Genomic DNA, 26,479 nt, shown 5'->3' with positions numbered 1-26,479 from the left:
GGTCGTCGTCAACTTGCGGTCGAACTCTTCTGTTGGGCGTCCAGAGTACGCTGGAGCCGCCAGCTCCGAAAACCCCGGGCGCGCCAGGAAGCCCAGTCATCGCGATGCTGTTCTACAAGGTAGTTGCGGCGAAAAACAAGGTTTGGATCGAAGCTGCGGAGGGCAATCGCCCTGTCGATGGCCGGCAAGGCCTGAGGGCCGAGGTGAAACAGATAGTTGATGTCGACCGTGAGACCCTTGCCCGAGACCTCGCGGCTATGATCGACATTGTAATTCGCGATGATGGCAGGGAAATTGACCAGCGAGCAGACATAGAGCGTTGCTGTCAAAGTGATGAGGTTCGCGCGGATCAGCCAATCGTTCGAACGATTGAGCCTGATGCGGGCAACGATGAGCAGCAGTCCAAACGCGACAAGCAGCATCCAGATGAAGGCTGCGACACGCCACCAGGTCAGCAGGTAGGTCTGCACATAGAGATCGAGCCGCAGGATGGATGACGCAACCAGCAGGACGTTCTGCGCGACCCAGAGATAGACGAGCGGCCGGATCACGCTCGACTGTTCAGCCGGGCCGCCAGGTCTCATTGCGATGAGCACGAATCCGGCAGCCAGCAACGCCGTCAGAATCAGGGGATAGGCGCCGCGATGCGCATAGGCCGCAAAGCTGATATCGGCCGGCAGCGTCGCGTTGCCCCACAGAAAGAACACGTCCAGGACGGTTTGAACCGCAAACAGCAAATTGAACAGGATCAGCGAACGCAGGATAGTCGCCGCACCGAGGAAGTCGACGCTGGGAGCTGGCTTCTCCTGCACCTCGGTTGCTGCCACGACCAAATCGGCCGGCACCTCGGACTTGCGGCGCCACCGGACGTGGATAAAGGGCCAAACCAGCGACAAGGCGGCCGCCCAAAACAGCACCCGTCCCAGGCTGATATGGGAGGTGGCGCTGCCGGGGTTCAGCAGGCTGATCCATTTCTCCAGCAGCGGGTTGGCCGATACGAACAGCAATGCGAAAATGCCGCTGAGAACCACCGGAATGAACCACACAGTGAAACCTGCCGTCAGCGCCGGGAGATTGAACGCGCTGATGGCGTCCCGGAGCAATCTGAACGGGCCGACCAGATAAAGGTCGCAGAGCGCGGCGGCTTGTTCGCCAATACCGGAGAGTTTGCGATTCGTCGTTAGCGAGAGGCCAACGCCGAGCGCCACGACAATGAAGAAGAGTGAAGTTGCATTGAATTCCTCGACGGCCGGGATCAGGGCGGCGAGCACGAGGAGGCCGGCAAGCAGAACCTTCGCTTTGTTCAGCCTGGTGAAATTGGCGAGCAGCGCGCCGCCGGTTAGTGCAATGGCGAAGATAACAGCGGATATTCCGGTTCGCTGGCCGTAGAACAACCAGTCGGCCAATGCCGCGAGGGCCAGGGCAATGGCCGGCTTGATTGGGAAAGTGTTTTCGCGAATAGAGCCCGCCTGGGGTGCCGGCGTGGAGAATTCTGCCATCATTGCGCTGCCTGTCTGGAGGGAAAACTGCAGACCAGCGCCGTCGAGGGATGTTCGCAGAGCCAACAACCATCATTGGCTAGACGTGGGGGAATGGGCATTCGAAGATCGTCACCGGTTTGCAAGACGAGCTATGCGCGGCCATTGTGCAAATGCCGGGAAGGCTGTCTGCAAGACTTCAGGATTCTTATGCAGTTTCTGTGCAGCCCCGCTTATGCGCTCGCGCGGCAATAACAAGTTTGATACGGCGATGGTCTCGCCTGTCAAACGCACACAGCATCGTCCTTCATGCAAATCATCAAACGTATCGGCGTCGGCCTGGTCTGGTTCGCGGGGCTGGCTTTCATTTTCGTTGCGGCGAACAAGAACGATCCTTATCTGATTGCGTTGCGTGGTACGGGTAACATCGTTCTTGTCGTGGTGAGCGTTGGCGTTCTCGCTTTCCTGATTCACGGCGGTTACTTGCACAGGCGTGGGGTCACGGGAAAACTGCTGGTCCTGCTGTGGTGCCTGCCGTCGCTGTCAATGCTAGGCGCGGAGGCGTCGTTCGAGTTGCGAAAACGAAACGTTCTGCAGACCGACGTCGTACAGGCACGCAGCCTCGGGCAGCATTTCATGGTGGGGTATTCATCGTTCCCTGAAGTGGCTGCCTTGGCTGAGAAAGGCCTGATCGCCGGCATCTACATCACCAAACACAATGTACGAAGAGCACCGGAGACGCTGAAATCCGAAATCTCGGCGCTTCAGGAAAAACGACGTGCCGCCGGCCTGCCGCCATTGATCGTCGCAGCCGACCAGGAAGGCGGCATCGTCTCGCATCTGTCGCCGCCCTTGACCAAATTGCCTGCGCTCTCGACGCTGGCGAGCCTTCCGCCGGATGTTCGCACGGAGAAAGCGAAAGCGTTCGGGCGAACTCATGGACAGGAACTGGCGGCGCTTGGCGTCAACCTCAATTTGGCGCCGGTGCTGGATTTGCGACCCGACGCGAAGCGTAACCGGTTCGATTTCAACACATTGATAGGCCACCGCGCGATTTCCGACGATCCGGCAATCGTGGCCGACATCGCCAGGTCCTATGTCCATGGGCTTGAGGCCTTTGGCGTCGGTGCGACCGTGAAGCACTTTCCGGGACTGGGGCGGGTTCGTGCCGATACCCATCACTTCAGTGCCGATCTCGACACGCCTCTGGCGGAGCTCGAAGCGTCCGACTGGCGGCCGTTTCGGGATGTGCTGAGGGGCTCCAGGGCGCAGCTAATGATCGGGCATGTGACGCTGACCGCTGTTGATCCCGACCGCGCGGCGTCGCATTCCCGGCTTGTGGTTGACGGCATCGTTCGCAAGAAGTGGAATTATCAAGGCGTCATCATGACTGACGATCTGGTGATGGGCGCGATCTATCAGAACAATGTCTGCACGGCGGTGGTGGAAGCGCTCAATGCCGGCGTCGATCTGCTGCTGGTCGCCTTCGACGGTACGCAGTTCTACCGGATCTTCGCGTGCGCCAAGGAGGCGTCTTCTCAAGGGAAACTCGATTCAATAACGATGCGCGACAGCGAGGCACGGCTAAAGCGGGCATTCCCGCCGGATTGAGCGAGACGCTCCTTACGGTCTCGGTGCTGGAAGGCCCGGCGTTTGCCATGTAACATCATCTGACGACGCGCCGGTCGTCGCCGCAGGTACCATCGCGGCGGGCCGGAAAAGACGTCCTCGGGGTGGTGTAATGCAGTTCGGAATCTTCGATCAAAACGATCACGGGCCCTATCCGCTCACCGAACAATATGAAAATCGGCTGCAATTGATCGAGTTCTACGATCAAGCCGGATTCCGTACCTACCACATGAGCGAGCACCATTCGACGCCGCTCAATTTAGCGCCGTCGCCAAGCGTGTTCCTTGCAGCGGCCGCGCAGCGCACCAGGCGTCTGCGCCTCGGCGCGCTGGTCTATGTATTGCCGGCGCACCATCCGCTGCGGCTGGCCGAAGAAATCTGCATGCTGGATCATCTGAGCCGGGGCCGGATCGAGGTCGGGATCGGCCGAGGCGCGTCGCCGCACGAGCTGCATTATTTTGGCGTCGATCCGGACCTGGCACAGGCGATGTATGTCGAGGCCTACACCGTCATCATGCAGGCGCTGACGCAGGCCGAGGTGAATTTCCAAGGCAAGCACTATCAGTTCACGAACGTGCCGATCGACATGAAGCCGGCGCAGCTTCCGCACCCGCCGCTATGGTACGCGGTCCCGGTGCCCGAGGGCGCGGTCTGGCCGGCGCAAAACAGGATCAACATCGTTTGCGGCGGGCCGCTGCCGCGGGTACGTGAGATTACCGACCGCTTTCGCGCCGAATGGGCTGCGGCGGGCAATTCGCCGGACCAGCTGCCGCTGCTCGGGATCAACCGCTTTGTGGTGGCGGCCGATAGCGACCGGGAGGCGATGGCGCTCGGTCGCCGTGCCTGGCCGGACTTCTACAGCAGCTTCATGAAGCTCTGGAAGAAGCACGGTACGCAGCCGCGTTTCGCCCGGCTGCCCGAGGACTTCGATACGATGGTACAAAACGGCGGTGCGATTGCGGGATCACGGGGCACGATCCGGGAGCAGGTCAGAACGATGATCGAGGAGGCGGGCGCCAACTACTTCATCAGCCAGTTTTCGTTCGGCAACCTCAGCCAACAGGAGGTATTGCACTCCGCTGGCATCTTTGCGCGCGAGATGCTGCCCGTGGCGCGGGAGCGCGTGGCGCAGACCGCCTGGGAACACCAAGGATGATCATTCGCGTTATTGCATCGAGCCGATCCGTCGAAATCGATGACCCCAAGGCATTCTCGGTCCGCATCGAAGGGGCGATGGATGCCGCCGTGCAGGAAAAGCTGCTCGGCAGCGTGGCCTTGCGCAGCGATCGCGAGCATGCCTGGATTTCCGAGCAGGTCTTGCGCGATTGGCCTTCGCTCGCATACGAGCCGTGGTGGCAGGATGGCCTGTCGAACATGATCGCAGCGGTGCAGAAATTCGGCTGGGTCGATCAGGTCAACCATTCGATCCGCGCGCACATCGAATATGCGCCCTAGCGGTTTTGCGGACCGCAGCCTCCCTCAGTAACGCGTGCTGAGCGCAGGTTTGTAGTCCTGCCGCTTGGACCACGACGCGTAATAGGCAACGCCCGCCATGATCGCGATTCCGGCGATGCTGACCAGGAAATGCATCGCGAGCGAATTCGGTCCCGTGATCAGGAAGAAATGCCCTGCAAAGGAAAGGAAGACACCGGCGCAGAAGACGGGCAACCATTCTTCTCCGCACTTCACGATCGGCCGCAGGGCTGGCCGTTGAAATCCATGCCAGTCTCTCGGGACCGCGAACGAGAAGAGGAAGGCAAGGGTGAGGAAATGAAGTACCCTGTAAGGGGCCAGATTTTCCTTTTCATTTGGAAGGAAGAAATTGAGCACGGCGTCAGGAACGATTCCAGCCAACTGCGGCAGGTTTCCCGCTACGGTCACGATCAACGCGAACAAGAGATAGAGCAAGGCCAGTATGCGCAGGATCGAAAGATCCTGGAGCGAACGAATCGCCCGCATTTGCCTTTCGCTGCCCAACGCAAACCAGGCGCCGAGCACGAACAGCAACTGCCAGGAGAACGGATTGAAGTACCAGTGCCCGTCTGGAAATGAGGATAGATTCCAGTCGAATTTGCGAGCGGCGACGTAAAGGACAATCGATGCGGCCGCCGTCAGGCTGGGCCGGCGCAACATTCCGAACAATACGACCGGAAAGAATGCCATCAGAACGATGAAGAGCTGCAGCACATCGAGGTTGAGCGGCTTGGCCTGGAGCAGCAGGCCGTAAATCAATGTCCGGATCGTGTGGCCGAGGATCCCGGCGACATTGAATTCGTGGATGATTTCGGGCGCCGCCGATTTCCTGGCGACGTATCCGATCAAGTCGATATAGATCACGAACAGGACGACATAGGCGGCGTATAGCTGCCATACTCGCCTGAAAATGCGGGTAGCGGTGACCAGGAAACCGCGCTCCAGCATCATTTTTCCATAGAGGATTGCGGCGGTATAGCCGCCGACAAACACGAACAGGTCGGTTGCGCCGCTGAATCCGAAATTCCGCAGGGTCAACACGCTGACCGCGTTATGCGGAATGTGATCCAGAAATAAGAACCAGGCAGCGATACCAAGCAGCAGACTGAGCCGGGGATCGCCGTCGCGTGCGGCAATCTCGGCCTTCATTGACGGAAACATGGAGCGCAAGAACTTTGCAAGTCGGAGAAAATCGAATCGCCTATGTAGCGCAATTGTCTGCGCCGGCCGAGTAGACTTTGCGTGAAGAATACTTAAGGAAACCGGCGGCGATCAAAGCCCGGTAATGATCACGTTATTTTGACGACGGAATAGGGGCACGCGAGTTCAGACGGTTTCATGTTTTCGCAGGTCGCGCCGGTGGTCGAATTGGTCGGCCTGCAGATCGGCGCTTGCCGTGCCAATGTCGGGAAGCGCGGCTTCGTTCAGAATGTCGGCGGTTACGTCCTCGACGGAGGAATCGACGATTTCATGGATAAAACTGACGTTCCTGTATTCACCCGACGCAATCCGCGAGATGACCTCGCGCCGGGTAATTTCAGGATCGACAATGGCTTCTCGGCCGCGACGGCCGTAATCGATCATCACGACGAAATACTGCATATTTGGCAATCTGTCAGTCACCCGGGAACGGATGACTGCAGTATTGCTGAAAACCGGAAAAAGTCAAGCGAAAATTCGGTAAAACAGCAATCAAGTCGGGGTGTGGACTGTTCCCGGCGGCCGGTCGGCCGAATCACTTGATGGCTTTACCTGCCGAATCGGTTCCCTTTCTCCGGCATCCCGTCCGCTATTTTGCCTTCCCGGCCTTGCGTGTCTTCGCAGCTGCCTTGGTGCGCAGGCGTTCGATCTGGCCCCGCGGCAGGGTGACGCAGATCTCGCCGATCCATTCGAGTTTCACGCCCGTGATCGGCTTGGCGTTGAAGCTCTTGAGATTGACCAGAGGTGAGGACTTTCCTCGCTCGATCGTCTTCAAATAGCGCTCGCCGGTCTTCAGGCGCACGACAGCCTCTTCACCGTAGAAGCTCGACAGCGGATGGCGCTGCTCGCGGAAAACCACGATAACGTCGCCATTTTCGTACTTTGGCAGCATGGAATCGCCTGCAACTTCAAAGGCGATGGTCTCTTCGGCCATCGGGAAGGGCAGTTCGACCTCGCCGAGGCCTTCCGGCGGCACCTGTTCATGCTCCGGCTCGATCGTTGCGCCGGCGCCGACCCGGCCCATGATCGGCACCGAATTCAGCCCGAGATACTCCGTGATCGGCGCGATCTCGGACGCCTTGATCAGGCGTATCCCGGACAGGATTTCCGAGACTGCGCCCGCACGGACACCCATCGCCTCCGCCAGGCCCCCCTTGCTCTTGCCTGTCCTCTCAAGTGCCCGTTCGATCATTTTGACGTCCAGCATGGTTCTTCCTTTCCCGAATTTCGGAAACACTAGCAGTTACGATAACCAGAAATCAAGCTTGACTTTTCGTTCGGAATATCGGAAATAGATGGAGGCGTCGGGCGGCGTTCAAAGAAACAGGAAATTCGCTAATGGAACCAACAGACTGGGCGCCCGAGCACTCGGGCGCGCTGCGGGAGCTTTTTGCCCTGCATTTGTCCTTTGCCAGGATCGCGGCAGCTATCAACAGGAAATTCAACACAGCTTACTCGCGCAATGCCGTGCTGAGCCGGGCCAGGCGGATGGGGCTCGCCTGGAACGATCGCTCCGAATCGTCGCCATGCGTGCAGCCGCGGTTAGACCGGCCGGGCGAAATACACCTGGGAGAGTCGAGATTACCCAGGTTTCCATGGCCGATGCCACCGTTTAGGGGGACGAAGCTGGTCAGGCTGCGCTGCGTGGAGACCGAACCGCTCCATCTCTCCCTGATCGAACTGGAACGCGGCAATTGCCGCTACCCTTACGGTGGGGACGAAGAGGGCGAAGCCATCACCTTCTGCGGTCATCCACGCCGGCCCGGCTCGAGTTACTGCACACCGCACTTTCATCTGAGTCGCGGCCCCGGCACGCCGTCGGAACGCACGGCGTGCACCGTCTTGCTCAAGCTGGTCGAGACGGCATGAACGGCAACGCCAAGTTCTTCCGGGCGCAATCCAAACCCCATCGTTCTTGAAAGGAGATCATCCGACATGCCGAGAGCCAAACGGAACAAGCCGTATAACCCTGCAAAGGCACATGACCGGAAATCCCGGGATTTGCCACGCAATGCCGAGGTCGCGACCGTCGAGGTCGACAATCCCCTGGCGCTGGAGCCGGGTGAGAAGATCGTTACCCTGCGCTCCATCCGCAACGATCCGCTTGCCCGCCTGCATTCGCATCGCCAGATCGACGAGGCGCAGTACCAGGGCGGGCGAGCCTTTCAGAGCGACTGGGAGAGAGCCGAACGCGGCCCGCGCGCGGTCGATCCGACCAGGGAGTACGTGGATGGCGGGCAGATGCGGGAGCCGATCACCGAGGGGCAGCGAAAGGCCGTGCTAAGGCTCAATCGCGCCGAGCGCGAGCTGGGTGCCGATGGTTCGGCGCTGGTGCATGACGTCCTGGTTCATGGCTTGACCATGGAGCAGGTCGGGCAGAGGCGGGGACTGCGCACGCAGCGCTGGAAGGACTATTTCGCACGCCGGTTCTGCGAATGCCTCGACCGGCTGGCGCTGATCTACGGGTTCGCGACAGCCAATCCGGCAAAAACGCCCCCACGATGAAGGTTATTCCAGCCCTGCGCGGCGGAAACCCTCCAAATAATGCTCTCGATCGGCGTCGAGCCTCCAGGGCAGCTGCGTCGCAATCCAGGCCAGCGAGATGTTGGGCTGGGTCCGCCGCAGCTCCTCGAGCGCAGCTTTGGCGACGTCGATCTTCCCGGCCATGCCGGCGGCCACCGTCAGCACCCGGTAGGCGCCGCTGAGATCGCCGCGCTGGCGGGTCGCTTCGCGGGCGAGCGAGATCGCTTCAGAATAGTTCCTGCCGACGAACTGGGCATAGGCGGCGACGCCGTAATAGATCGCGGACGAAGGGTCGCGCGGGCTCTGGCGGATGGCGCGTTGCGCGGCCGCATAGGAGTCCTGCCACCGCCCGCAATAAGACAGCGCCAGCGCGTAGTATCCTTGCGCCAGTGAGAAGTTCGGGTTGAGCTGTAACGCCAGCTCGAATTCGGCCAGCGCGTGGTCGAGGCGACGCGTGGAGAAATAGACGCTGGCGAGCGCGGTATGCGCCCACGCATCCTCGCTGTCGGCAGCAATGGCCGCAAGCGCCGCGCGTTCGGCGATGGGGGCTACGGTCGCAATGTCCGCCCAGCCCAGATGCACACCGAACATGTGGTTGGTCGCGATCAGGGCCAGCGCCTGGCCGTAATTCGGATCGATCGCAATCGCCTGTTCCAGGAGCGTCTGAGCGGCGGCGCTGTCCGTCCGCGTCACGCGCCAATGATGCGACAGCGCCCGCATGACAAGGTCCCACGCGTCCACGCTGTTGGGTGGTTTGCGCCGGCTGCGGAAGTTTTCGGCGGCATAGATCTGCGGCTCGATCGCCGCGACGATGGCATCGGTGATCTCGTCCTGCACGGCGAATACGCCGACCAGATCGCGGTCGTAATGCTCTGCCCAGAGGTGGCTGCCGGTCGCGGTGTCGTTGAGTTGCGCGGTGATGCGCACGCGATCGCCGCTCTTGCGCACGCTGCCTTCGAGGACGTAGCGCACCCCCAGTTCGGCGGCGACCTGCTTCAGATGCACCGCCTTGCCCTTGTAGGAAAACGACGAGTTGCGGGCGATGACGAAGAACCAGCGCAATTTCGACAACGCGGTGATGATGTCTTCGCTGATCCCGTCAGAGAAGTATTCCTGTTCCTGGTCGCCGCTCATGTTGTCGAACGGCAATACGGCAATCGCCGGTCGATCCGGTAACGGCAATGGCCGGGGGGCCGCTTCGGCAGCTGCTTCGGCCGGCTCGGGGGGCGGATCGCCATTCACGTGCTCGTTCACGGCTCCCACGAAACGAAGACCCTTTCGCGGAATTGTCCGGATCAGCCGTTGCTCCTTGCCGCAGTCGCCGATGGCGTTTCGGGCGGCGTTGATGCGGCTGTCGAGCGTTGAGTCCGACACGGTCCGACCGCCCCAAACCAGCGCGATGAGATCGTTCCGGCTGACGACGTGATCGCGATGCATCAACAGATGAACCAGCAAGTCGAACACTTGCGGCTGCATCGCAACCAGTTCGCCGTCGCGGCGCAACTCGCGAAGATTGGTGTCCAGAGCGTACTTGTCGAAGTCGAATTTCACGTGCGTTGTCGCATCCATTCTCAACAAACAATCAAGTCCATCTCATGGAGAGATCAAGCGTCAGGCAAAGTCTTGTCGGCGCTCTTCAGTCATTCTGCAAGAACCGAAGTCGCGATCCCATTGCTCTCCACGGAGTTAGTTTCATGTCCGAAGCCCGAGCCATTGGCTCAATCATGCCGACAAATCGAATGCTCAAATTCACTGCATTTCTGTTCGGCGCTGTGGCCTATTTCACATTTCTCTTCACGATTTTGTATGCGATCGGGTTCGTGTCGGACCTGGTAGTGCCGAAGGCTATCGATACCGGCGCGAATTCGCCCGTTTTTGAAGCAATCGCCGTCAATCTCGCGTTGATGTCGCTGTTTGCCATTCAACACGGCGTGATGGCGCGTAAGGGCCTAAAGCGATGGTGGACGCAGTTTATTCCGAAACCGTTCGAGCGAAGCAGCTATGTTCTGTTTGCCAGCCTGACGTTGCTTCTGCTGTTCTGGCAATGGCGGCCGATTCCGGCCGTCGTCTGGCAGATCGAAGAGCCCGAAATGGCCGCAACGATCGCCATATTATCATTTATCGGCTGGGTGGTGGTGTTTACCAGCGCATTCCTGATCAATCGTTTCGAATTATTCGGACTGCATCAGGTCACCAACCACCTGACCGGTCGGCAGATGCCGCCACCGACCTTCCGGGCGCCGCTGCTCTGCAATTTCATGCGGCATCCGATCTATCTCGGCTTCATCATCGCGTTCTGGGCCGCGCCCACCATGAGCGTCGGACATCTGTTTTCGCGGCGGTGACCACGGCCTACATCTTCATCGGGATATTGCTCGGAGCGCGGGCTAGCCGACAAGTTTGACGACGACTATCTTCATTACAAACAGCGGGTATCGAGCTGTTCCAGTGGCGCAGATAGATCTGATTGGACCATTCAATTGTCTGCAAGGAGGCAGAAGCTATGAAGCATACGGGACATTGTTTCTGTGGTGCGGTCGAAGTGCAGGTGACGGGTTCGCCGGAGGGCATGGGGTACTGCCATTGCATCTCGTGCCGGTCGTGGTCCGGCGGGCCGGTGAACGCCTTTACGCTGTGGAAGCCGGAAGCGGTGGAGATCACATCGGGCAAGCAACACGTCGCGACATTCGAGAAGACACCGATGAGCCAACGCAAATACTGCGCGAAGTGCGGCGGGCATCTGATGACGAACCATCCTACGCTAGGTCTGGTCGACGTCTTCGCGGCGACGCTCCCGACGCTCCGCTTCACGCCGGGCGTGCACATCAATTATGCCGAGACCGTGCTGCCGATGCGTGACGGCTTGCCCAAACTGAAGGACTTTCCCGCCGAGTTGGGTGGTTCCGGTCAAGCCGTTCCCGAATGGGGGAATGAGCTTTCCATAACGGGAACGACGTGGCGAACCGGGTTCGCCGTGCAGTCGCCTTGTGAAGTGTCGCCGCTCGATCCCGGTAGTCCTGGATCGGGCGGCGTTCGCTTTTTGGGAGAGAGCTATGTGAGAGGCAGGTCCCGCCCTGCAAATTCGGGGTTTGGCGTTACCTATGGGCTTCCGGTAAAAGCCTTGAAACACCTTCGCGGCGGCGACTATCTGTTCCGCCAGGCAAAATAACACGAGGAAATGCCCGACATGACCGCCAGACCGCAATTGCCGGAGCGCACGCCGCGCGCCAAGGGCGAACCGACCGCCCTCGATGGTCTGCTGGTCGTCGATTTCACCCGTGTTGTCGCAGGGCCTGCCTGTACGCAAACTCTGGCCGACTTTGGCGCCGAGGTGATCAAGATCGAGAATCCGGATGGCGGCGACGATACGCGTCATTATGAACATGCGGAAATCGGCGGCGAGAGTGCGGCCTTTCTCAGTCTCAACCGCAACAAGCGCGGAATTGCGCTGGATTTCACCAACCCGGCGGCGCTGGAGGTCGCGCGCGAACTGATCGCGAAAGCGGACGTCGTGGTGGAAAATTTCTCCGGCGGCGTGATGAAGAAGTTCGGCCTCGACTATGCGTCGGTCGTTCCGACCAATCCGCGACTGGTCTATTGCTCGATCTCGGCCTATGGCCGCAAGGGAGAGCTCGCCTTGCGCCCCGGGTTCGATCCGATCACACAGGCCGAAAGCGGCTTCATGTCGCTGAACGGCTTTCCGGATGCTCAGCCGGTACGAACCGGCCCGCCGATCGTGGACATGGCGACGGGAATGTCGGCGTGCAACGCGATTTTGCTGGCTCTGATCGCGCGCGACCGGCTCGGCCGTGGCCAGCAGGTCGAGGTGGCGTTGATCGACACCGCGGTAGCGATGACCGGCTTTTATGGCATGGCCTACCTGATCAGCGGCGAGAACCCTGGTCGTTTCGGTAATTCACCGAACGGCTCACCGACGGTCGGCGTGTATCAGGCCGCCGACGGGCCGCTCTATATGGCCTGTGCCAACGACCGGCTATACCGCCGCCTTGTGACCGAAGTGCTGGAGCGGCCCGACCTCGTAACCGACCCTGAGTTCGCCCACCGGAAGAACCGAACGGCGAACAAGGAAAAGCTGCGCGCCATCATTGCCGGCGTCTTTGCCAGCGACCGGCTCGAGAACTGGATGGCAAAGATGAAAAAGGCGAACATACCGGTCGGCTATCTGCGCACCGTGGAGGAGGGCTTCAACGCGCCGGAAGTGCGCGACCGCGATCGCCTCAGTCACATCCCGCATCCGACCGCTGGTTCAGTGCCCAACATCGAAACGCCGCTCCATATGAGCCTCACGCCCACGATCGATCCGGTCGCTGCGCCGCTGCTCGGCGAGCACACCAAGGATGTGCTGCGCAAGACGCTCGGATACGATGACCGCCGTATCGCTGATTTGGCCGAGGCGGGGGCCTTCGGAAAGACTGGTAATACCGGCTGATCGGCCGTCTTTCGTTTCCAATCGTGTTTCCGGTGCGGGGGCTGATCCATTCGGACCGGTCCCGGCACCGCACATTTCCCGCCGACCCTTCGACGCGCCGAATCGGGCCGTTTCGGCCGTTCAGTTCGGCTTGCTACGCAGGTTGTTTTTCGGCATAGTTGCAACCTGTTCAAGCTCCGCGCGATCGATTTCCAGGCGAGCCATGCGAAGTATCAGGGTCGCCGTCGTCAGGCCGAGCCGTTCGGCTTCTTGCGCAGCAGTATCTACTTTCTGGGCCAAGCCCTCACGTTTACCTGGATATGCCATTCCTGTTCCTCTTCTAAGGTGCGAGATGAAAAATCCCACTCATGTTGCAGAGCTGCAGAAGAAACTCGGAGCTCCATCGAGCGAAACGATCGAAAGCCTGCGACTGTTGAAGGCTTTCGTGAAACTTCCGTCCGGTCAGCGTTCCGAAATCATCGAGCTGGTCGAACGGGTGGCGACGGACCCCTTGTCTAACGATCCCTCATTGTCTTGACCCCCATTGCACGCGCCTTGCTTCAATTGTTCGCTTGACGGGCGGGCGGACGGGTCGCGATCGCGTAGACAGCGCCGCCCTCCAGCGCTTCGGATTGGTGGAGTGTGCCGGCGGGCAGGTGGATGGTATCGCCGGCGCCGACGATGCGCTCGCCGCCATCCCACGTGAAATTCAGCCGGCCGCTAATGATCACGAGGATCTCATCTACCGGATGGGTGTGAAATCGATGCACCTTGCCCGCGGCGTCATGCTGCAATTCGATGCTGCCTTGCTCGGGGAGCAGGTCCAGGATGACGGGATCGATAGCGAATTCGGTTTTCTGACTTGCAATGATTTGGGTCATGCCGCTTGCTCCTTGTCTTCGATTTGAGACGGTTTGCTCTGCGCGAGCTTGGCGAAGGGACAGCCTCCTCCGGATTCGTTATCGTCATGCAGGAAGTATTGCTGGTACTCGCGCCCGTCGGCCGCACCGTAACGGCCGAGATGCGGTGAGGGGCTTGTATTGTCGTAGGGAATCAGCCGCTTGCGTACTTCGGCGAACGCGGCGTTGGTGGCCTTTTCGCTACCGAGGATCTTCTCGAACACCCATCGTGGCTGGAAGGTGAGCATGAAGGCGCTCGACCGGCGGCTTTGCCGCATCACGTGTGCCGGCGTCGTGCACACCACAAAAATTGGCTCTCCGGCGAATGAGAACTCCCACATCGGATGATCGATCTGTTCCGGGATCTCCGCCGGCCATGGACTCTTGTCGAGCCGCGCCAGCTGGTCGAGCGTCAGCCACATCTTGCGGTAATAGGCGTCAAGCGTCTGCACCGGGCGAGGCCGGGTGAACACGATCAACGAAGTGTTGGGACCGTAGGATCTGGACTCGGAGACGTATTGTGCGAGTTGGACCCCCAGAATCTCGACGTCGTAGGGATCGAGGAACAGATAGCGCAACTGGTCCTGCCGATGGCCGGTCACGCCGAAAACACAGGGAAAAGGCCTCGCTTCACTGCTCATCTGGGCTTCGAATTCGGAGAACATGACGCTTTGCCAACTGCTCACCGCATACTTCGAAGCGACTTCCTCTTTTCTCAAAAACAAACGCTCCATAACGCCCCCTCTACTTTCAATACGTCTAGCGAACTATCAATTTGGTCCTCATCAATAACGGCCCGGCGATACCCGGCAGCGACATGAGCAGCAGAATTCCGATGAGCATGCTGTAACCGGCGTCGCCGATCGCGGCAGCGCCTTGCATGCCGCCGCTGGCGGCAAGCGGACTGGCGGCAATCATCGCGAGCCCGATGACGGGCTGTGCCGCGCCGGCGAAAATTCCCGCGGCCGTCGTGTTCACGGACGCGCCGACGCCGATCAGGTCGGTGGTGTATAGTTTCTTGGTGCATTTCAGCACCAGGGGCACCGTCCCGCCGGCGACAAGGCCGAGCGCCGTAAACACGAAGGTCACGTAGATCAGGCCGAACGCCTGTGCGATCGGCGGCAGCAGCATTGCAATCAGCACCATCCGCAGCACGCAGATGCGGATCAGCGCGGTGTCGAGCGCGGCTGCTGCGCGGTCAGCCATGTGACCGAGAAAGATCGAGCCGACCGCGTTACCGATCATGAAGGCGAGCAGGGGAGTGGCAGCCGCCGTCGGCGAGATATTGAAGAAATGCGCCACCATCGGAATGCCCCAGACGCCCGACAGTGTCGTCACGACGGCGAAGTGGGAGGCAAAAGTCATGGCGCAGCCCCAGTTGGCGGGCCGGGTCAGGGATTGTCCGGCGGCCACAACGACGCCCTTCAAAGTCTTGTTGCTGCGCGACACCGGATCAGGCTTCAGCACGACCTTGGCGAAGGCAAGGTTGGCCAATCCGACGGCGGCGATGAACAGGAAACACGCGCGCCAGCCGAAGCCGGTTACCGCGGCCGCGAGCGGCGTCGTCGCGATGACACCGCCGACGTAGCCGGATACTTGCGAGATGCCTGACATCACGCCAAACCGCTCGTCGCTGAAGCTCTGCGCCACGAGCTTCAACAGCGCCGTGAATACCAGCGCGTCGCCGCACGCGATGACGAGGCGCGCCGCAAAAACGTCGAGCATATTCGGCGCCAGTGCAAACGCCGCGCTTCCCAGCGAGGATGCCACCATGCTGAACAGCACCACGCGCTTGACGCCGTAACGGTCGACCAGAAGGCCCGCCGGAATCTGCATCAAGGTGTAGCCCCAGAAGTAGCTGGAGGCGAGCATAGCGACGCCGGCGGCGTCGGTGCTGAAGTCGTGCATGAGGTTCAGGCTGACCGTTTGCGGCGACACGCGCTGCAGGAACGCGATGGCGTAGGCGATGGCCACCGCTGCCCAGGCCAGATAGGCGCGATCGGTGAACCGCGAGACCGGTGCGATGATGGCCTGTTGTCCGGGCATCGACATCATACCCTTGCGTATCCAACCGAGAACAGGGCGTCGGCCGTATCGGGAATCACACGGGACATCGCGGCGTCGACCAGCGACGCCGCGCCATGATAGTCCTGCCGGTGGTGCTTAATGTGGCCGTAGGCGCCCCGCATGATCATGCCGGGCAGTTCCAGCGGTTTGCCGGGGTACAGCGAGGAGCACATCTCGATGCAGGCCGCTTGCAATGCGGGATCCTGCGTGTCCCCAAGCAGCGAGGGGGTAACCTTTTCGCAGATCTTGGCATTGGCGGCCCATACGATGGGATTTCGAGTCCGCCATCCATAGAGCACGCTGTCACCCTTCTCGGCGGCACCTGAGCGCCTCAGAACTTCCGAGGTGAAAAACCCGTAGAGCCCGCGGCCCTGATGGGCGGGGAGCACTTCGGTTCCGCTGCGATAGATTGCAAGTCCATTGGCGATGTTCAGCACGCGATAGACTGAAAACGCGGCCAGTCCTGAGCTGCTAAAAACCAGAATGAGGCTGAACTTGCTGTCGAACGGGGAGGCGTCCGCCGTCCAATGCGGCTCGCTGGCTTTCCAGTTGACGGCGATGATGCCGTTCATCGCGTCCATCAGCGCTTGGCGGTCGGAGGCTGCAACGCTTGATGCATCCGGAAAGCTGTAGACTGCGTAGTCTGTCCAGGGCGATTTGATCGCCTGATACCGGTTGCCCAGATTTCGCGTCATCGCCGAACTCCAGTTACGCCCCTGAGCTATACAGGCGAGCCTCGAATGGCTTAAAGGACAATATGCCCTCGAAATCTGCCAAACCTCGACGCTCCGGACCGCGTGAAACGCCGTCGACGCGACGTATCGCGATCGTCGCCTTTCCGGGCGTGACCCTGCTGGATATCTCCGGTCCGGCGCAGGTGTTCGCAGAGTTGGCGGCGATCGAGTTGCCCGGTCCGGGTTATTCCTTGTCCTATCTGTCAGTCTCGGGCGGGTTGGTGCCGACAGACGTCGGGATGATGGTGGATACCGCCGCGATCGAAAGCGTCCGGCCGCATCAGGTCGATACGCTGGTGATCCCGGGCGGGCCCGGTATTTGGGATATCCGCGACGACGCCCGGCTGATGCACTGGATCTCGCAGACGCTGCCCAAGGCACGCCGGGTGGCATCGGTGTGTCTCGGGGCGTTCGCGCTGGCCTGGACCGGCGCGCTGGACGGAAAGCGCGCCGCGACCCATTGGCGCTATTGCCCGAGGCTGCAGGACAGCTTCCCCAACATCCGCGTCGAGCCGAACGCGATCTTCGTCAAGGACGGGCGGGTCTGGTCATCGGCTGGCGTCAGCGCCGGCATCGATCTGGCGCTCGCCATGATCGAGGAGGACTTCGGCCACACCACCGCGCTCGACGTTGCGCGAAGGCTGGTGGTGTTTCTCAAGCGGCCAGGCGGCCAGAGCCAATTCTCTACAGTGCTCGCGGCGCAAGCCTCCGACGTCGAAGGGCGGTTCAGCGCGTTGCACGCCTGGATCATCGAGAATATCGCAAGCGATCTCAGGGTCGAAACACTCGCCGCGAAGGCCGGGATGACGCCTCGGACTTTTGCTCGCACCTATGCCAGCCGCACCGGAATGACGCCGGCGAGCGGTGTCGAAGCGCTGCGGGTGGAAACCGCACGTCTGTTGCTGGAAAGCAGGCAGGTCGGCGGCGTGATCGAGGTCGCCAAACGCGCGGGGTTCGGCGATGACGAACGCATGCGCCGCGCGTTCCTGCGGCACCTCGGCGTATCGCCCACCGAGTACAGAAGCCGTTTTTCGGGCGGTTGAGCGGCGCCGCCGGGGCCAGCGGCCACGAAGTTCCCCTGTGTTAGTCCCCAAAATGCGCCAAGCTCTGACGTTTTTGGCCACAATCCAAATCGACCGTGACGACATGAAAACGCTGGCGATCATTTCGATTCTTGCGCTGCTCACGGTTTCCGGGGCGGCCCATACCGACCAGCTTTTCACGGGCGATCAGCAGACGACGCGAGGGGCGGATTGAACGCGCCTCACAAGCACCTTGGGGACGAAGAGCATGCTTTCAATTGATCAATTCTTGCGATTCATCAGCGTACCGGCCGTGATGGCGGCATTCCTGATTGCCTCCCAGGTCTCGGGCGGGGGAATTTTCCAATCCAAGCCGATGTACCTCGCCAGCGAATAGCAGCCTCCCGTTCCAGCACCGGATTAACCCGTTCAAAGCGCTAGCTTTTCCCATTTGTCTGCGGCTAATGTGCCGCCAAAACGGGAGAGAAACAGCATGAATGATGGGACCCCCATCCGGCCGGCGAGGAACGTCGAACTCGGCGCCAGCGGCGAAGAATTCCAGAATCTCCACGAATTCGTGCGCAAGGCGCGGGCCCGGCTGAACCAGAACGCCTGGGACTATATCGTCGGGGCCTCGGAGACCGAGACGACCATGCGCCGCAATCGCATGGCGCTCGACGAGATCGCATTCCGGCCGCGGGTCCTGCGCAATGTCGCCCGGGTCGACGCGTCGACCGAATTATTCGGGCGCAAGTTGCGCCTGCCGGTGATGATCGCGCCCGTCGGTGCGCTGGAGATTTTCGATCCCGATTCAGGTGCTGCGGTGGCGCGGGGAGTTGGGACGTTCGGCGCGGCCCATATGCTCAGTTCGGTCTCCGAGCCGGGGCTTGAGGCTACGGCAAAAGCAGCGCCCGATGCGCTGCGCATCTTTCAGCTTTACGTTCGCGGCGACGATGCTTTTGTCGAAGATACCGTCAGCCGCACGATCGAAAACGGCTATGCCGCGTTTTGCCTGACGGTCGACACCGCCCATTACAGCCGGCGCGAACGCGACATCGCCAAGCGCTATGTCCGCGAAAGCCGCATCCGCGCTACCGGTGGCGACTTCCAGAAGGGGCTGGAATGGCGGACCGTGAAGCTGATCAAGGACAAGTATAAAATCCCGCTGGTGCTCAAGGGCATCGCCACCGCGGAAGATGCGGCGATTGCGCTCGATCATGGGGTGGACTGGATCTATGTGTCGAACCACGGCGGACGCCAACTCGACCATGGCCGCGGCTCGATGCACGTGCTGCCCGAAATCGTGGACGCCGTTGCCGGCCGCGCCAAGATCATGGTCGACGGCTCGTTCTGCCGCGGCACCGACATTGTAAAGGCGATCGCCTCGGGTGCCGATCTCGTCGGCATCGGCCGCCTGCAATGCTGGGCGCTCGCTGCCGCGGGCGAGGCCGGCATCACCCGGATGCTGGAATTGCTGGAGGATGAAGTGATCCGGTGCCTCGGGTTGCTCGGCGTCACCAGTCTTGCGGAGCTCGACAAATCCTATCTACAGGCGGCGATGCCGACCAACCTGCCGAGCGTGTTCAGCGCATTCCCGCTGCTGGATATTGAACCTTACCGGTACTGAGCACACGGTGTTACCTCTAGTCAGGTCTTGAACGCCATTCTCAGCGAGGTCGACGCTGATTGTCGGCATGAGCTGAGTCGGTGCGCGCAAGAAGCTGCCGTGATGCAGACAAAATCTGATCGAAATCTACCAATAGTCGAAGGGAATGGTGGACAATCCTTTCGCTGAACTCAGCCTCGAAAAGGCTATTGGCCTTCGTTGGACGCTGCGGGACATTCAGGCCCGCCGGCTGAAAATGTCGCCTGTCAGCGACGAGGATCTGCACGTTCTGACCGAACTCGGCCTGATCGAGATACGAGACGAGGGGCCAGTGTTGACGGAGGCAGGGGCTGCCGTGTTGTGACCGATCTAGCGGGCCTTCAAAAAGCTCTCGCCTGAATCGCATGGGGTGCATCGATAGGTCAGCACATCGTAGCTTTGATCGCGCGGCTCGATCGTGGCCAGCCTCATCTGCGCGCCGCATTTGATGCAGGGCATTTCTATGCTGGTTTGAAAGCGCGTGCAGGTTGGCGTTGGCCGGAATGTTTGCAGCATTTGATCCCCATGTTCCCGAGAGCGACGCAACGCCACAAACCGTCGAACTCGAGCCCCCGAATCACTATGCCACACTGTTGACATGATTGGAATCGGGTACGCTAGCCCGTATCGCTACGGGTCGGGGTAGGAAGTAATTCCTTTGCGGAGGCGCCTAGATGACAACCCCGGGAAGTGCGGCGCCGGCCAATACGGCGCAGACGCCGCCCTGAACTATGCTAACCTCCCGGTGACGACATTGGAGAGGCGATCATGATTGAACCGAAACTCGAAGTTCCGGCCGAGCTGCGCGATCTGGCCGAAAAAACCATCGATCAGGCGGAAAAGGCGTTCGGCATGTTCTTCGATGCCGCCGGCAAGTCGATGACGTCGATGCCGGGGCCAGGGACGGAGATTTCGAAGCAGGCGCTATCGTTCACTGAGCAGAACATGAAGGCAGCATTCGAGCACGCCCGAAAGCTGGTTCATGCGACCGACCTCCAGGAAGCGATGCGGATTCAGTCCGAATTCCTGCGAAGCCAGTTCACCAACGCCGGCGAGCATATGAGACAGATCAGCGGTGGTGTCATGTCGGCCGCAAAGGACGCAACCAAAGGCAAGTTCTGAACGGCAGCCGCTAGCGCCGGCGCGCTATTGCTATTCCGAACAGGAACGCAACGAACAGACTTGCGAGGGGCGCTTCCCGGGTAATGGCGCTCACGGTGGCTAGCGGCTTACCCGGTTGCCGTGCCGTTGCGATCACCTCGGCCAGACGATCGACCGCGGCCTGAAGTGCGGCAGACACATCCGTGATCGTGCGCGATACATCAGTCGCGGTGTCGATCGCGCGTTCGGCCATGTTGGGCTGTAGCGGTGGAGGTGTCTCGATGCTCACTGGCGACACTCACTTTAAACTTTGAAATCCGTTCAGCAGGCTGGAAATGCGCGACCAGGCGATTTGTTCCGCCACGGTTCCGCGACGGGGCGCTCTGAAGGCGGAACAATCGTCGGCCCCGGGGTTTGATTCCAACAGCAATCAATCCGGGTTTCTAAAATGACCAACAATCATTCGAAGGAAAGCCATGCGACACGCCGTGGCGGAGCGCCTTTGGCGGTCGCGATTGCGGTCGCGTTCGTTGGCGGGTTCAGCATGTTGATCGCTGATTACGGCCCGAGGAATAAGCCCAAAGTGCAAACGGCCGCGGAGGCTCATTACAGCACCACAGGCGACGCCGCCCGGGCGGCCGGTGCGATGGTGATGCCGACCGAACCGAAACCGCAACTAGAACCCGATCCGCCGGGGCCGAAGCCCGTGCAGCCGGCAAACCCCGTGCGGTCCGGGGATAACTAGTCGGCAGGTTGATCCTCGCCGTGCGAAACCCTGAGGGCAGCGTCAATTCTCATGTGAACACGACGCTCGGCCATATGAATCAGCCGCGTCCTGGTCTTGCCGGCCACGGTCTGCCCGCCGATCTGAAATCGCCATTGCCAGACATCCGGTTCGCCGGTGGCCGTGACGCTGTATTCCACGCCCTTGTAAATCACGATCTGCCCCGTGCTGGGTCAATATCGTGAGGGACAATTCTTTGCCGCTGCGATCAATCCGGGAGATTACGGAAATTGGCCCGTGATCTGCATGCTTCCTATGCAGAATGGCGTGAAACACGAATGGCTCGATGCTGCCTTGCAGGGCCTGCGGCCGCTTCGCTCAAGAGGCACCGATAACCGATCCCGTTGACGAATAGTCCTTCGGGCGGCTTGTTAAGTAGCTGCGAGAGCTGATGCGAGGATCCTGATTTCGCGTTTGACACGTCGGGCAAATCAGGGGCAGAAAATCATCATCGCGAAATCAGGCTTGTGACCGGCGCGTCAGCGTACGCTGACGAACGCGCCCCATACAGCAGCAAGCCCCGCTCCCACTAGGACGAGAAGCGGGTTGGCACAAAACGAACTGCCGTATTGGCACATCGTGACGCCGAGCGAGCCGATCTCGTTATGGCTTGCCGCATAGAACAGGCCCGACAGGATCGCGAGCACGGTAGCGACGAAATACATCAACGGCCTCCTTGCGATCTGATTGAGCGTTGGCTGGTGCCCTGCGCCCAATATTTCCATTTGAATGTCGATGCACCGGACCAATTTTTTGCGCTTGACGCGTCGGGCAAATCAGCGGCACATCTTCATCATCGCCGACATCGTAAAGCTCGCGCCGGTAAATCGGCCGCGGGCTTTTTCATTTACTGCGATGCTATCCGCGGGAAAGTTTCAAATTATCCAACCTGTTGCATCGCATTTTCGGTAATTTGTTGACGGTCCGAAAAACATTTGACACGTCGGGCAAATCACCGGCTGATTATCACCATCGCGAAAATCGTGCAGAGCCCGGGCGGAGAAATCCGCCGCGGGCTTTTTCTATTGAAATTTTCGAATCGGACGGCGGCCGCTTGTCACGACGCCACAACTCCCAACGCCCGTCGCCTGAGGCGTCGCGGGCGCGCCGTCGTCCGAACCTTTGAGATCATCATTAGCCGCCACGCGCGAACGTGCCGGCGTGCGGCGTGGCCAAGGTCACGGCGCGCAAGCGGCCCTGTGTCAGGGATACGGTTCGCGCCCGAAATGATCGCACCCAGCGCCGCGCATTTATTTCCGGAGAGAAGCCGATGACCGCGATATCTGATATCGCTCGCGCTGGTCGGCCTGATTGCAGTCGCGGTATGGGAGTCTCCATCAGGAACTAGATTGGTCGTGTCGATCAATCAACTTGCCGACGAGGGTTCATCAGCGGCCCGGCCGAAGAAATTGAAGTTTCACCAGATAGAATCTATGCTGATCGGATTGCGCGCAGCATGGCGATCGACTCAGGGTGCACCCATGAGATGCCACCACAGGTTTCAAACAAGAGCGTTGGGGACGATTGTATCGTTTGTCGCACTTGCTTTCTCGATCGCGACTTCAGCTACGCAGCCGATCGATCTGCCTCCGCAGCCGCCCGGTAGAGTTGCTACGATCGCTGCCGGACGATCATCGCCGGCAAGTGAACAAAGCTGGCTGACCTATCACGTCGACATGCCCAAGGGAGTGTCGTTCCGCGAACAGCACGTGCATCAGGAAATCCTCGCCGTTCTGTTGAAGGATAACGCCAGCCAACTTCCCAATGTCAGTCCATGCGAACTGAGGGTTCGATTTCTCGATGGATTCGGGGACTTTGCGGTCGGGGCAGGGCATCCAAATCCGGCTCGCCGCCTCGCATGTCTCCGTGGCGCGATCGACTATCTGTTGCGCCAACCGATCGGCGAGTTCGATTTCGGCGCGGCTCCCAAGGGTAGAGCTTATGGGAGACGAATGGGGTATTCGTTGCAGACGTACGCAGAACCACTGGCCCTTCTGACTATCTACGAGAAGTACTCGCCGCTCCACGAAATCCATTCGGTCGGGAAGGAGGACTTGTCCAATGCTTCATTTGAGGAGTTCGATGCCTGGTTGCGTCGCAGTCGCGAGCAGAAGCTGATTAGCTTTGCCGGTGAACGCACGCTGCTTGATTCTCTCGATCTGCCCGTGCCCGACCCGATGCTCCTAGTGCCGGTCCCTTCCTTGAAATCTCCGCGCATGCCCGCCGGCGTACTGTTTTTCGAAAAGGAAAAGCCCGAGGTCCCCGCGCTCATCATGCTGAGCATTGATGCCAATGATCCGGATCCGGTCGATCGGGAGATAGCGGATCGTCTCGGCTGCACCGTCAACCGGCCGGTGCGCCCTGGCATTGCCAACCTCGGTCATGCGATCTCCTTTGTGAATTGTTACAAATCCAATTGGTTTGGAGACGGTTGGTTGAGTTTTGGCGTCGGCAAGTCTGATGGCGCTAACTACCTGGATTATTGCCGGCAGGTACGAGAACTGACCAGCGATCCGCTCTTCGCCGCCGCAGTACGCGGCAGCCCGGAAGGATCGAAGGGCTTGTATGTTCTCCTTCCGCCTAAGTGCGAAACGGGCGAGTAAGATTTATCCGCGGCAGCTTACGTCGGTCGCACCGAAAGGAATCCATCATGGCTAGCGAGCCGTTTGAGGTCACCGACGACAAGGGAAACACAGTAACGGGAACTGTCGATGTTTTTTCCAGACCGTTGTCGCCCGTGAAAACAGTTGGCCTGCAACTGACGTTGCTGCGCTCAAGAACTACGGTAGCGCCAACGCCCCCATCTTGTCATAACGCGCGATGGCGGCAACAGTATTGAAAACCGCGGCTCTTCTTCTGAAGGTGTCGCCCCTCAAAATCAGACGCAGCAAGCACCGCTCCCGCACGTCATTGGACTTACAGGAATCTCCGACAGCGCCAAGCCGATGCGATATCTGAGCCGGAGGGATGGCAGCACGCCGCCAGCATCCGTGTTTGACACCGACGCCCTGCCTGCGCAGTTCGTTCTTCCCGGTCAACTGAACTCTTTCGGCGGCCCCACAGACTGGGCCGCAGCTCTGGCGAGCCTTGGTCCGCTGAATCCGATGCAAGCGGTGCCGCTGCCGCAAGCGGGAGGAACGCCTGGAATCTCCAGCACCAGGCCGGTCCGATATTTGAGCCGGACGAATGCCGAGCAGCCGCAAACATCCGTATTTGACAGAAGCGCGCCGACAGTGCCGTTCGTTCCGTTCAAGGAGGTTTTTTCTCCCGCCCGCGGAAATGCCTTCGCCAGCGGAAGCGATGCCTCTTCGTCCGCAGGCAGTGCCGGCGGCTCGTCTATGCCAGGCCCCCAGGGATCGAGCGCTTCCACTCTCTTGGAATACATTCGACATCTGAACCAGCTGGACGCGACCAAACCACAACCTTCCACGGTCGGCTCGGACGCATCGCTCGCTCCCTCGGACAGTTCAATTCCGATGGGCGGTCTTACGGGCCGGATCGCGGCTCTTACGGGTTTCGATCCCGACAATCCGGATGCGCCGCCGCCCGGCGGGCTGCTCAAGCTCTTGCTCGCCGCGCAGCAGCGATAGTCTCGAAGACCAAAATTCCGTCGGCTCGCGCCTTGTCGCCAGGCGAGGCTTGTCGCATCGACGCTCCTGATTTTCTGCAATTGATTGACGGCCTGAAAAAGAATTTGACACGTCGGGCAAATCACCGGCTGATTATCATCATCGCGAAAGTCATGCAGAGCCCGGGCGGAGAAATCCGCCGCGGGCTTTTTTGTTGAAATTCTCCAATCGGACGACGGCCGCTTGTCACGACGCCACAACTCCCAACGCCCGTCGCCTGAGGCGTCGCAGGCGCGCCGTCGTCCGAACCTTTCAGATCATCATTAGCCGGCACGCGCGAACGTGCCGGTGTGCGGCGTGGCCAAGGTCACGGCCGCAAGCGGCCCCTGTAGCAGGGATACGGTTCGCGCCCGAAATGATCGCACGCCAGCGATCATGCCGCGCATTTATTTCCTTAAGAGAAGCCGATGACCGCATATCTGATATCGCTCGCGCTGATCGGCCTGATTGCAATCGCGCTATGGGAGGATCCCTCATGACTGCCGTAATCATCCAGTTCATCCCGCGCCCCAGGCATGATCAGGAACAGACCGATTTCCCGACGATCGCGTTCCGCTCCGCGGTGCACAAGTCTGCCGCCAACCCGGCCGATCCTACGCCGTGCGAATACGTCGCGGCGGATCATGACGAGACACGGTGAGGAAACCCTTGGCAGACATCCGCTCACTGGCACGGAGCCAGACCAAGACGGCCATCAACGTCCTCGTCAAAATCATGCAAAGCAAGGATGCAACGCCTGCGGCGCGCGTCTCGGCGGCCAACGCCGTCCTCGATCGCGGCTGGGGCAAAGCCGCGCAACCATCGGAGAGCGACAATGAAGTCCCGGGCGGGCCTCCCCAACGCATCGAACGGCATATCGTCAATCCTGAAAATCCCGACAGCGAAAGTATTTGAACCGTTGCTTCGGCCCAGCAGGTACCGCGGGGCTTTCGGCGGCCGGGGATCCGGAAAATCGCATTTCTTCGGCGAGCTGCTGGTTGAGACCTGCCAAGCCGAGCGCGGCACGCTTGCGGTTTGCATTCGCGAGGCGCAACGGACATTGGCGCAGTCGAGCAAGCGGTTGATCGAGAGCAAGATCGTCGCGCTCGGCGTCGGCAGCGGTTTCAAGCTGTACAGCGACAAGATCGAAACGCCCGGAGACGGAATCATCATCTTTCGGGGCATGCAGAGCTATACATTCAAAGCAGTGATCACCGTGATTGTCACCGGATTTGTCGGTGCGGTCTGGCTCGGCATCAAGGCTACGCTTGGCAAGTGATCGCGGAGCTGCGCCATGACCGGGGCGTATGTTGCGTAGCCACGCTCATCGATGTGGTGTCCAGATTCATTGCCGACGGTTTTCTGAATGCGATCCGGCGATAACTCAAATTTCAGCATCGGGTGGGTAGGGCCAATGTACCGGATTCGTGAGGTTGACGGGTACGACGAAGAGATAGCTGACACGCTCCTGGAACTTCATCGGCTGACATTCTTGGATTGTGCCCCTATACCAAAGTTCGATCATGGGCATTGGTGGCTCGCTCGTGACGAGGCGGAGCCAGTTGGCTTTGCGGGAGTTGTCCCTTCGACTCACGTGTCCAATGCCGGCTATTTCTGCCGGGTTGGAGTGCTGAAAAAGCACTGGGGACGCCGGTTGCAACTTCGTTTGATGGGCGCCGTGGAGGGGCGTGCGCGGCTCAACGGATGGTGCTCGGTCATTTCCGATACGACTGACAATCTGTCGTCTGCCAACAATTTCATTCGCGCCGGCTACCGGCTGTTTCAGCCGCCAGTCCCATGGGCTTGGCCAAATACGCTTTATTGGCGCAAGCTCATTGGATAGCCAGCGTCCAGCGTTCTTTGGAAGTACTCCTCGCCCGGTAGCCT

Annotated in this window: 34 protein-coding genes and 1 pseudogene; 22 read left to right on the top strand and 13 right to left on the bottom strand. The window is 60.2% G+C overall.

The window, feature by feature from the left end:
* Window positions 1–8: 8 nt before the first annotated feature.
* Window positions 9–1,565, bottom strand: a complete 1,557-nt coding sequence (locus tag ABIE49_RS09100) for a DUF4153 domain-containing protein (RefSeq protein WP_354066693.1) — start codon at window positions 1,563–1,565, stop codon at window positions 9–11.
* A 222-nt stretch (window positions 1,566–1,787) separates the two neighbouring features.
* Here ABIE49_RS09100 and ABIE49_RS09095 point away from each other — a divergent pair, with 222 nt between their 5' ends.
* The 3 genes from ABIE49_RS09095 (at window position 1,788) to ABIE49_RS09085 (ending at window position 4,562) form a co-directional block, all read left to right on the top strand.
* The gene (locus ABIE49_RS09095) at window positions 1,788–3,089 is read left to right on the top strand and encodes a glycoside hydrolase family 3 N-terminal domain-containing protein (protein WP_192738677.1); all 1,302 of its coding nucleotides are present in this window, start codon (window positions 1,788–1,790) and stop codon (window positions 3,087–3,089) included.
* 130 nt (window positions 3,090–3,219) lie between these two features.
* Window positions 3,220–4,263 carry an LLM class flavin-dependent oxidoreductase gene (locus tag ABIE49_RS09090; protein ID WP_192738676.1) on the top strand — a complete coding sequence of 348 codons (1,044 nt, stop codon included), beginning with the start codon at window positions 3,220–3,222 and terminating at the stop codon, window positions 4,261–4,263.
* On the top strand, window positions 4,260–4,562 hold the full coding sequence (locus ABIE49_RS09085; protein WP_192738675.1) for a hypothetical protein: 303 nt from the start codon (window positions 4,260–4,262) through the stop codon (window positions 4,560–4,562). The genes ABIE49_RS09090 and ABIE49_RS09085 overlap by 4 nt, the downstream gene beginning before the upstream one ends.
* Before the next feature lie 24 nt (window positions 4,563–4,586).
* Here the strand turns inward: ABIE49_RS09085 and ABIE49_RS09080 are convergent, their stop codons facing one another.
* From ABIE49_RS09080 to ABIE49_RS09070, 3 genes are all read right to left on the bottom strand, one after another.
* Entirely contained in the window at window positions 4,587–5,741 is a 1,155-nt protein-coding gene (locus ABIE49_RS09080; RefSeq protein ID WP_192738674.1) for an OpgC domain-containing protein, read from the bottom strand.
* A 165-nt stretch (window positions 5,742–5,906) separates the two neighbouring features.
* Window positions 5,907–6,182, bottom strand: coding sequence for a hypothetical protein (locus ABIE49_RS09075; RefSeq protein WP_192738673.1), 276 nt, complete (start codon window positions 6,180–6,182; stop codon window positions 5,907–5,909).
* 187 nt (window positions 6,183–6,369) lie between these two features.
* The gene (locus ABIE49_RS09070; RefSeq protein ID WP_192738672.1) at window positions 6,370–6,987 is read right to left on the bottom strand and encodes a LexA family transcriptional regulator; all 618 of its coding nucleotides are present in this window, start codon (window positions 6,985–6,987) and stop codon (window positions 6,370–6,372) included.
* A gap of 131 nt (window positions 6,988–7,118) precedes the next feature.
* Here ABIE49_RS09070 and ABIE49_RS09065 point away from each other — a divergent pair, with 131 nt between their 5' ends.
* Both ABIE49_RS09065 and ABIE49_RS09060 read left to right on the top strand, forming a co-directional pair.
* On the top strand, window positions 7,119–7,649 hold the full coding sequence (locus ABIE49_RS09065) for a GcrA family cell cycle regulator (RefSeq protein WP_192738671.1): 531 nt from the start codon (window positions 7,119–7,121) through the stop codon (window positions 7,647–7,649).
* 66 nt (window positions 7,650–7,715) lie between these two features.
* Entirely contained in the window at window positions 7,716–8,285 is a 570-nt protein-coding gene (locus tag ABIE49_RS09060) for a DUF6456 domain-containing protein (RefSeq protein WP_192738670.1), read from the top strand.
* A 3-nt stretch (window positions 8,286–8,288) separates the two neighbouring features.
* On the opposite strand, the gene ABIE49_RS09055 is transcribed toward ABIE49_RS09060, so the two are convergent.
* Window positions 8,289–9,872: a winged helix-turn-helix domain-containing tetratricopeptide repeat protein gene (locus tag ABIE49_RS09055; protein WP_210337458.1), complete on the bottom strand. Its 1,584-nt coding sequence runs from the start codon at window positions 9,870–9,872 to the stop codon at window positions 8,289–8,291.
* Here ABIE49_RS09055 and mddA point away from each other — a divergent pair.
* The 3 genes and pseudogenes from mddA to ABIE49_RS09040 all read left to right on the top strand — a co-directional run bounded on the left by mddA (window position 9,860) and on the right by ABIE49_RS09040 (window position 12,753).
* A complete protein-coding gene (mddA, locus tag ABIE49_RS09050) occupies window positions 9,860–10,648 on the top strand; it encodes a methanethiol S-methyltransferase (RefSeq protein WP_354066691.1) in 789 nt (262 codons plus the stop codon). The genes ABIE49_RS09055 and mddA overlap by 13 nt on opposite strands.
* Window positions 10,649–10,806: 158 nt before the next feature.
* A pseudogene (locus ABIE49_RS09045) lies at window positions 10,807–11,226 on the top strand (GFA family protein); the annotation flags it as partial.
* A gap of 264 nt (window positions 11,227–11,490) precedes the next feature.
* The gene (locus ABIE49_RS09040) at window positions 11,491–12,753 is read left to right on the top strand and encodes a CaiB/BaiF CoA transferase family protein (RefSeq protein ID WP_192738667.1); all 1,263 of its coding nucleotides are present in this window, start codon (window positions 11,491–11,493) and stop codon (window positions 12,751–12,753) included.
* Window positions 12,754–12,873: 120 nt separating this feature from the next.
* Here ABIE49_RS09040 and ABIE49_RS09035 read toward each other — a convergent pair whose 3' ends face one another.
* A complete protein-coding gene (locus ABIE49_RS09035; protein ID WP_192738666.1) occupies window positions 12,874–13,059 on the bottom strand; it encodes a hypothetical protein in 186 nt (61 codons plus the stop codon).
* Window positions 13,060–13,084: 25 nt separating this feature from the next.
* Between ABIE49_RS09035 and ABIE49_RS09030 the strand changes: the two genes are divergently transcribed.
* A complete protein-coding gene (locus ABIE49_RS09030; RefSeq protein WP_192738665.1) occupies window positions 13,085–13,270 on the top strand; it encodes a hypothetical protein in 186 nt (61 codons plus the stop codon).
* A gap of 22 nt (window positions 13,271–13,292) precedes the next feature.
* Here the strand turns inward: ABIE49_RS09030 and ABIE49_RS09025 are convergent, their stop codons facing one another.
* The 4 genes from ABIE49_RS09025 to ABIE49_RS09010 form a co-directional block, all read right to left on the bottom strand.
* Window positions 13,293–13,613, bottom strand: a complete 321-nt coding sequence (locus ABIE49_RS09025) for a cupin domain-containing protein (RefSeq protein ID WP_192738664.1) — start codon at window positions 13,611–13,613, stop codon at window positions 13,293–13,295.
* Window positions 13,610–14,296: a YqcI/YcgG family protein gene (locus ABIE49_RS09020; protein ID WP_354066690.1), complete on the bottom strand. Its 687-nt coding sequence runs from the start codon at window positions 14,294–14,296 to the stop codon at window positions 13,610–13,612. Before ABIE49_RS09020 ends, ABIE49_RS09025 begins: the two co-directional genes overlap by 4 nt.
* Window positions 14,297–14,390: 94 nt before the next feature.
* The gene (locus ABIE49_RS09015) at window positions 14,391–15,686 is read right to left on the bottom strand and encodes an MFS transporter (protein WP_354066688.1); all 1,296 of its coding nucleotides are present in this window, start codon (window positions 15,684–15,686) and stop codon (window positions 14,391–14,393) included.
* Window positions 15,683–16,393, bottom strand: coding sequence for a hypothetical protein (locus tag ABIE49_RS09010; protein ID WP_192738662.1), 711 nt, complete (start codon window positions 16,391–16,393; stop codon window positions 15,683–15,685). Before ABIE49_RS09010 ends, ABIE49_RS09015 begins: the two co-directional genes overlap by 4 nt.
* A gap of 62 nt (window positions 16,394–16,455) precedes the next feature.
* On the opposite strand from ABIE49_RS09010, the gene ABIE49_RS09005 reads away from it, so the two are divergent.
* The 6 genes from ABIE49_RS09005 to ABIE49_RS08980 all read left to right on the top strand — a co-directional run bounded on the left by ABIE49_RS09005 (window position 16,456) and on the right by ABIE49_RS08980 (window position 20,221).
* Entirely contained in the window at window positions 16,456–17,475 is a 1,020-nt protein-coding gene (locus ABIE49_RS09005) for a GlxA family transcriptional regulator (protein ID WP_192738661.1), read from the top strand.
* Window positions 17,476–17,512: 37 nt separating this feature from the next.
* Window positions 17,513–17,689: a hypothetical protein gene (locus ABIE49_RS09000; protein ID WP_192738815.1), complete on the top strand. Its 177-nt coding sequence runs from the start codon at window positions 17,513–17,515 to the stop codon at window positions 17,687–17,689.
* 33 nt (window positions 17,690–17,722) lie between these two features.
* Entirely contained in the window at window positions 17,723–17,851 is a 129-nt protein-coding gene (locus ABIE49_RS08995) for a hypothetical protein (RefSeq protein ID WP_354066686.1), read from the top strand.
* A 96-nt stretch (window positions 17,852–17,947) separates the two neighbouring features.
* Window positions 17,948–19,081, top strand: coding sequence for an alpha-hydroxy acid oxidase (locus ABIE49_RS08990; RefSeq protein WP_192738660.1), 1,134 nt, complete (start codon window positions 17,948–17,950; stop codon window positions 19,079–19,081).
* Window positions 19,082–19,226: 145 nt separating this feature from the next.
* Window positions 19,227–19,424: a hypothetical protein gene (locus tag ABIE49_RS08985; protein ID WP_192738659.1), complete on the top strand. Its 198-nt coding sequence runs from the start codon at window positions 19,227–19,229 to the stop codon at window positions 19,422–19,424.
* 443 nt (window positions 19,425–19,867) lie between these two features.
* Window positions 19,868–20,221 (top strand): phasin, encoded by a 354-nt coding sequence (locus ABIE49_RS08980; protein WP_192738658.1) that lies wholly within the window; start codon window positions 19,868–19,870, stop codon window positions 20,219–20,221.
* A gap of 10 nt (window positions 20,222–20,231) precedes the next feature.
* Here ABIE49_RS08980 and ABIE49_RS08975 read toward each other — a convergent pair whose 3' ends face one another.
* Window positions 20,232–20,489: a hypothetical protein gene (locus ABIE49_RS08975; protein ID WP_192738657.1), complete on the bottom strand. Its 258-nt coding sequence runs from the start codon at window positions 20,487–20,489 to the stop codon at window positions 20,232–20,234.
* A gap of 159 nt (window positions 20,490–20,648) precedes the next feature.
* Between ABIE49_RS08975 and ABIE49_RS08970 the strand changes: the two genes are divergently transcribed.
* Window positions 20,649–20,945, top strand: coding sequence for a hypothetical protein (locus ABIE49_RS08970; RefSeq protein ID WP_192738656.1), 297 nt, complete (start codon window positions 20,649–20,651; stop codon window positions 20,943–20,945).
* Here ABIE49_RS08970 and ABIE49_RS08965 read toward each other — a convergent pair.
* The gene (locus ABIE49_RS08965; RefSeq protein WP_192738655.1) at window positions 20,942–21,139 is read right to left on the bottom strand and encodes a hypothetical protein; all 198 of its coding nucleotides are present in this window, start codon (window positions 21,137–21,139) and stop codon (window positions 20,942–20,944) included. The genes ABIE49_RS08970 and ABIE49_RS08965 overlap by 4 nt on opposite strands.
* A gap of 324 nt (window positions 21,140–21,463) precedes the next feature.
* Complete coding sequence (locus ABIE49_RS08960; protein WP_192738654.1) at window positions 21,464–21,649, bottom strand: hypothetical protein; 186 nt, start codon at window positions 21,647–21,649, stop codon at window positions 21,464–21,466.
* A gap of 684 nt (window positions 21,650–22,333) precedes the next feature.
* Here ABIE49_RS08960 and ABIE49_RS08955 point away from each other — a divergent pair.
* The 6 genes from ABIE49_RS08955 to ABIE49_RS08930 all read left to right on the top strand — a co-directional run bounded on the left by ABIE49_RS08955 (window position 22,334) and on the right by ABIE49_RS08930 (window position 26,435).
* Window positions 22,334–23,587: a hypothetical protein gene (locus tag ABIE49_RS08955; protein ID WP_192738653.1), complete on the top strand. Its 1,254-nt coding sequence runs from the start codon at window positions 22,334–22,336 to the stop codon at window positions 23,585–23,587.
* A gap of 387 nt (window positions 23,588–23,974) precedes the next feature.
* Complete coding sequence (locus ABIE49_RS08950; RefSeq protein ID WP_192738652.1) at window positions 23,975–24,574, top strand: hypothetical protein; 600 nt, start codon at window positions 23,975–23,977, stop codon at window positions 24,572–24,574.
* 514 nt (window positions 24,575–25,088) lie between these two features.
* Window positions 25,089–25,253 (top strand): hypothetical protein, encoded by a 165-nt coding sequence (locus ABIE49_RS08945; protein WP_192738651.1) that lies wholly within the window; start codon window positions 25,089–25,091, stop codon window positions 25,251–25,253.
* Between the two features lie 8 nt (window positions 25,254–25,261).
* Window positions 25,262–25,507: a hypothetical protein gene (locus tag ABIE49_RS08940; protein ID WP_210337457.1), complete on the top strand. Its 246-nt coding sequence runs from the start codon at window positions 25,262–25,264 to the stop codon at window positions 25,505–25,507.
* A 4-nt stretch (window positions 25,508–25,511) separates the two neighbouring features.
* The gene (locus tag ABIE49_RS08935; protein ID WP_354066684.1) at window positions 25,512–25,871 is read left to right on the top strand and encodes a phage terminase large subunit; all 360 of its coding nucleotides are present in this window, start codon (window positions 25,512–25,514) and stop codon (window positions 25,869–25,871) included.
* Window positions 25,872–26,006: 135 nt separating this feature from the next.
* Window positions 26,007–26,435, top strand: a complete 429-nt coding sequence (locus ABIE49_RS08930; protein WP_192738648.1) for a GNAT family N-acetyltransferase — start codon at window positions 26,007–26,009, stop codon at window positions 26,433–26,435.
* Window positions 26,436–26,479: the final 44 nt, after the last annotated feature.

It is taken from the genome of Bradyrhizobium sp. OAE829, assembly GCF_040546575.1.
Classification (GTDB): Bacteria; Pseudomonadota; Alphaproteobacteria; order Rhizobiales; family Xanthobacteraceae; genus Bradyrhizobium.
The sequence above is the reverse complement of the archived record's forward strand: the minus strand, read 5'-3'. Positions and strand labels throughout refer to the sequence as shown.

Coding starts and splice junctions, on each gene's coding strand:
- ABIE49_RS08970 (WP_192738656.1), top strand. CDS start 20,649: ATGACCAACAATCATTCGAAGGAAAGCCATGCGACACGCCGTGGCGGA.
- ABIE49_RS08960 (WP_192738654.1), bottom strand. CDS start 21,649: ATGTATTTCGTCGCTACCGTGCTCGCGATCCTGTCGGGCCTGTTCTAT.
- ABIE49_RS09005 (WP_192738661.1), top strand. CDS start 16,456: ATGCCCTCGAAATCTGCCAAACCTCGACGCTCCGGACCGCGTGAAACG.
- ABIE49_RS09075 (WP_192738673.1), bottom strand. CDS start 6,182: ATGCAGTATTTCGTCGTGATGATCGATTACGGCCGTCGCGGCCGAGAA.
- ABIE49_RS09010 (WP_192738662.1), bottom strand. CDS start 16,393: ATGACGCGAAATCTGGGCAACCGGTATCAGGCGATCAAATCGCCCTGG.
- ABIE49_RS08995 (WP_354066686.1), top strand. CDS start 17,723: ATGCTTTCAATTGATCAATTCTTGCGATTCATCAGCGTACCGGCCGTG.
- ABIE49_RS09060 (WP_192738670.1), top strand. CDS start 7,716: ATGCCGAGAGCCAAACGGAACAAGCCGTATAACCCTGCAAAGGCACAT.
- ABIE49_RS08990 (WP_192738660.1), top strand. CDS start 17,948: ATGAATGATGGGACCCCCATCCGGCCGGCGAGGAACGTCGAACTCGGC.
- ABIE49_RS09020 (WP_354066690.1), bottom strand. CDS start 14,296: ATGTTCTCCGAATTCGAAGCCCAGATGAGCAGTGAAGCGAGGCCTTTT.
- ABIE49_RS08945 (WP_192738651.1), top strand. CDS start 25,089: ATGACTGCCGTAATCATCCAGTTCATCCCGCGCCCCAGGCATGATCAG.
- ABIE49_RS09065 (WP_192738671.1), top strand. CDS start 7,119: ATGGAACCAACAGACTGGGCGCCCGAGCACTCGGGCGCGCTGCGGGAG.
- ABIE49_RS09090 (WP_192738676.1), top strand. CDS start 3,220: ATGCAGTTCGGAATCTTCGATCAAAACGATCACGGGCCCTATCCGCTC.
- ABIE49_RS09035 (WP_192738666.1), bottom strand. CDS start 13,059: ATGGCATATCCAGGTAAACGTGAGGGCTTGGCCCAGAAAGTAGATACT.
- ABIE49_RS09030 (WP_192738665.1), top strand. CDS start 13,085: ATGAAAAATCCCACTCATGTTGCAGAGCTGCAGAAGAAACTCGGAGCT.
- ABIE49_RS08930 (WP_192738648.1), top strand. CDS start 26,007: ATGTACCGGATTCGTGAGGTTGACGGGTACGACGAAGAGATAGCTGAC.
- ABIE49_RS08980 (WP_192738658.1), top strand. CDS start 19,868: ATGATTGAACCGAAACTCGAAGTTCCGGCCGAGCTGCGCGATCTGGCC.
- ABIE49_RS09080 (WP_192738674.1), bottom strand. CDS start 5,741: ATGTTTCCGTCAATGAAGGCCGAGATTGCCGCACGCGACGGCGATCCC.
- ABIE49_RS09025 (WP_192738664.1), bottom strand. CDS start 13,613: ATGACCCAAATCATTGCAAGTCAGAAAACCGAATTCGCTATCGATCCC.
- ABIE49_RS09095 (WP_192738677.1), top strand. CDS start 1,788: ATGCAAATCATCAAACGTATCGGCGTCGGCCTGGTCTGGTTCGCGGGG.
- ABIE49_RS09055 (WP_210337458.1), bottom strand. CDS start 9,872: ATGGATGCGACAACGCACGTGAAATTCGACTTCGACAAGTACGCTCTG.
- ABIE49_RS09040 (WP_192738667.1), top strand. CDS start 11,491: ATGACCGCCAGACCGCAATTGCCGGAGCGCACGCCGCGCGCCAAGGGC.
- ABIE49_RS09070 (WP_192738672.1), bottom strand. CDS start 6,987: ATGCTGGACGTCAAAATGATCGAACGGGCACTTGAGAGGACAGGCAAG.
- ABIE49_RS08985 (WP_192738659.1), top strand. CDS start 19,227: ATGGTGGACAATCCTTTCGCTGAACTCAGCCTCGAAAAGGCTATTGGC.
- ABIE49_RS09015 (WP_354066688.1), bottom strand. CDS start 15,686: ATGATGTCGATGCCCGGACAACAGGCCATCATCGCACCGGTCTCGCGG.
- ABIE49_RS09085 (WP_192738675.1), top strand. CDS start 4,260: ATGATCATTCGCGTTATTGCATCGAGCCGATCCGTCGAAATCGATGAC.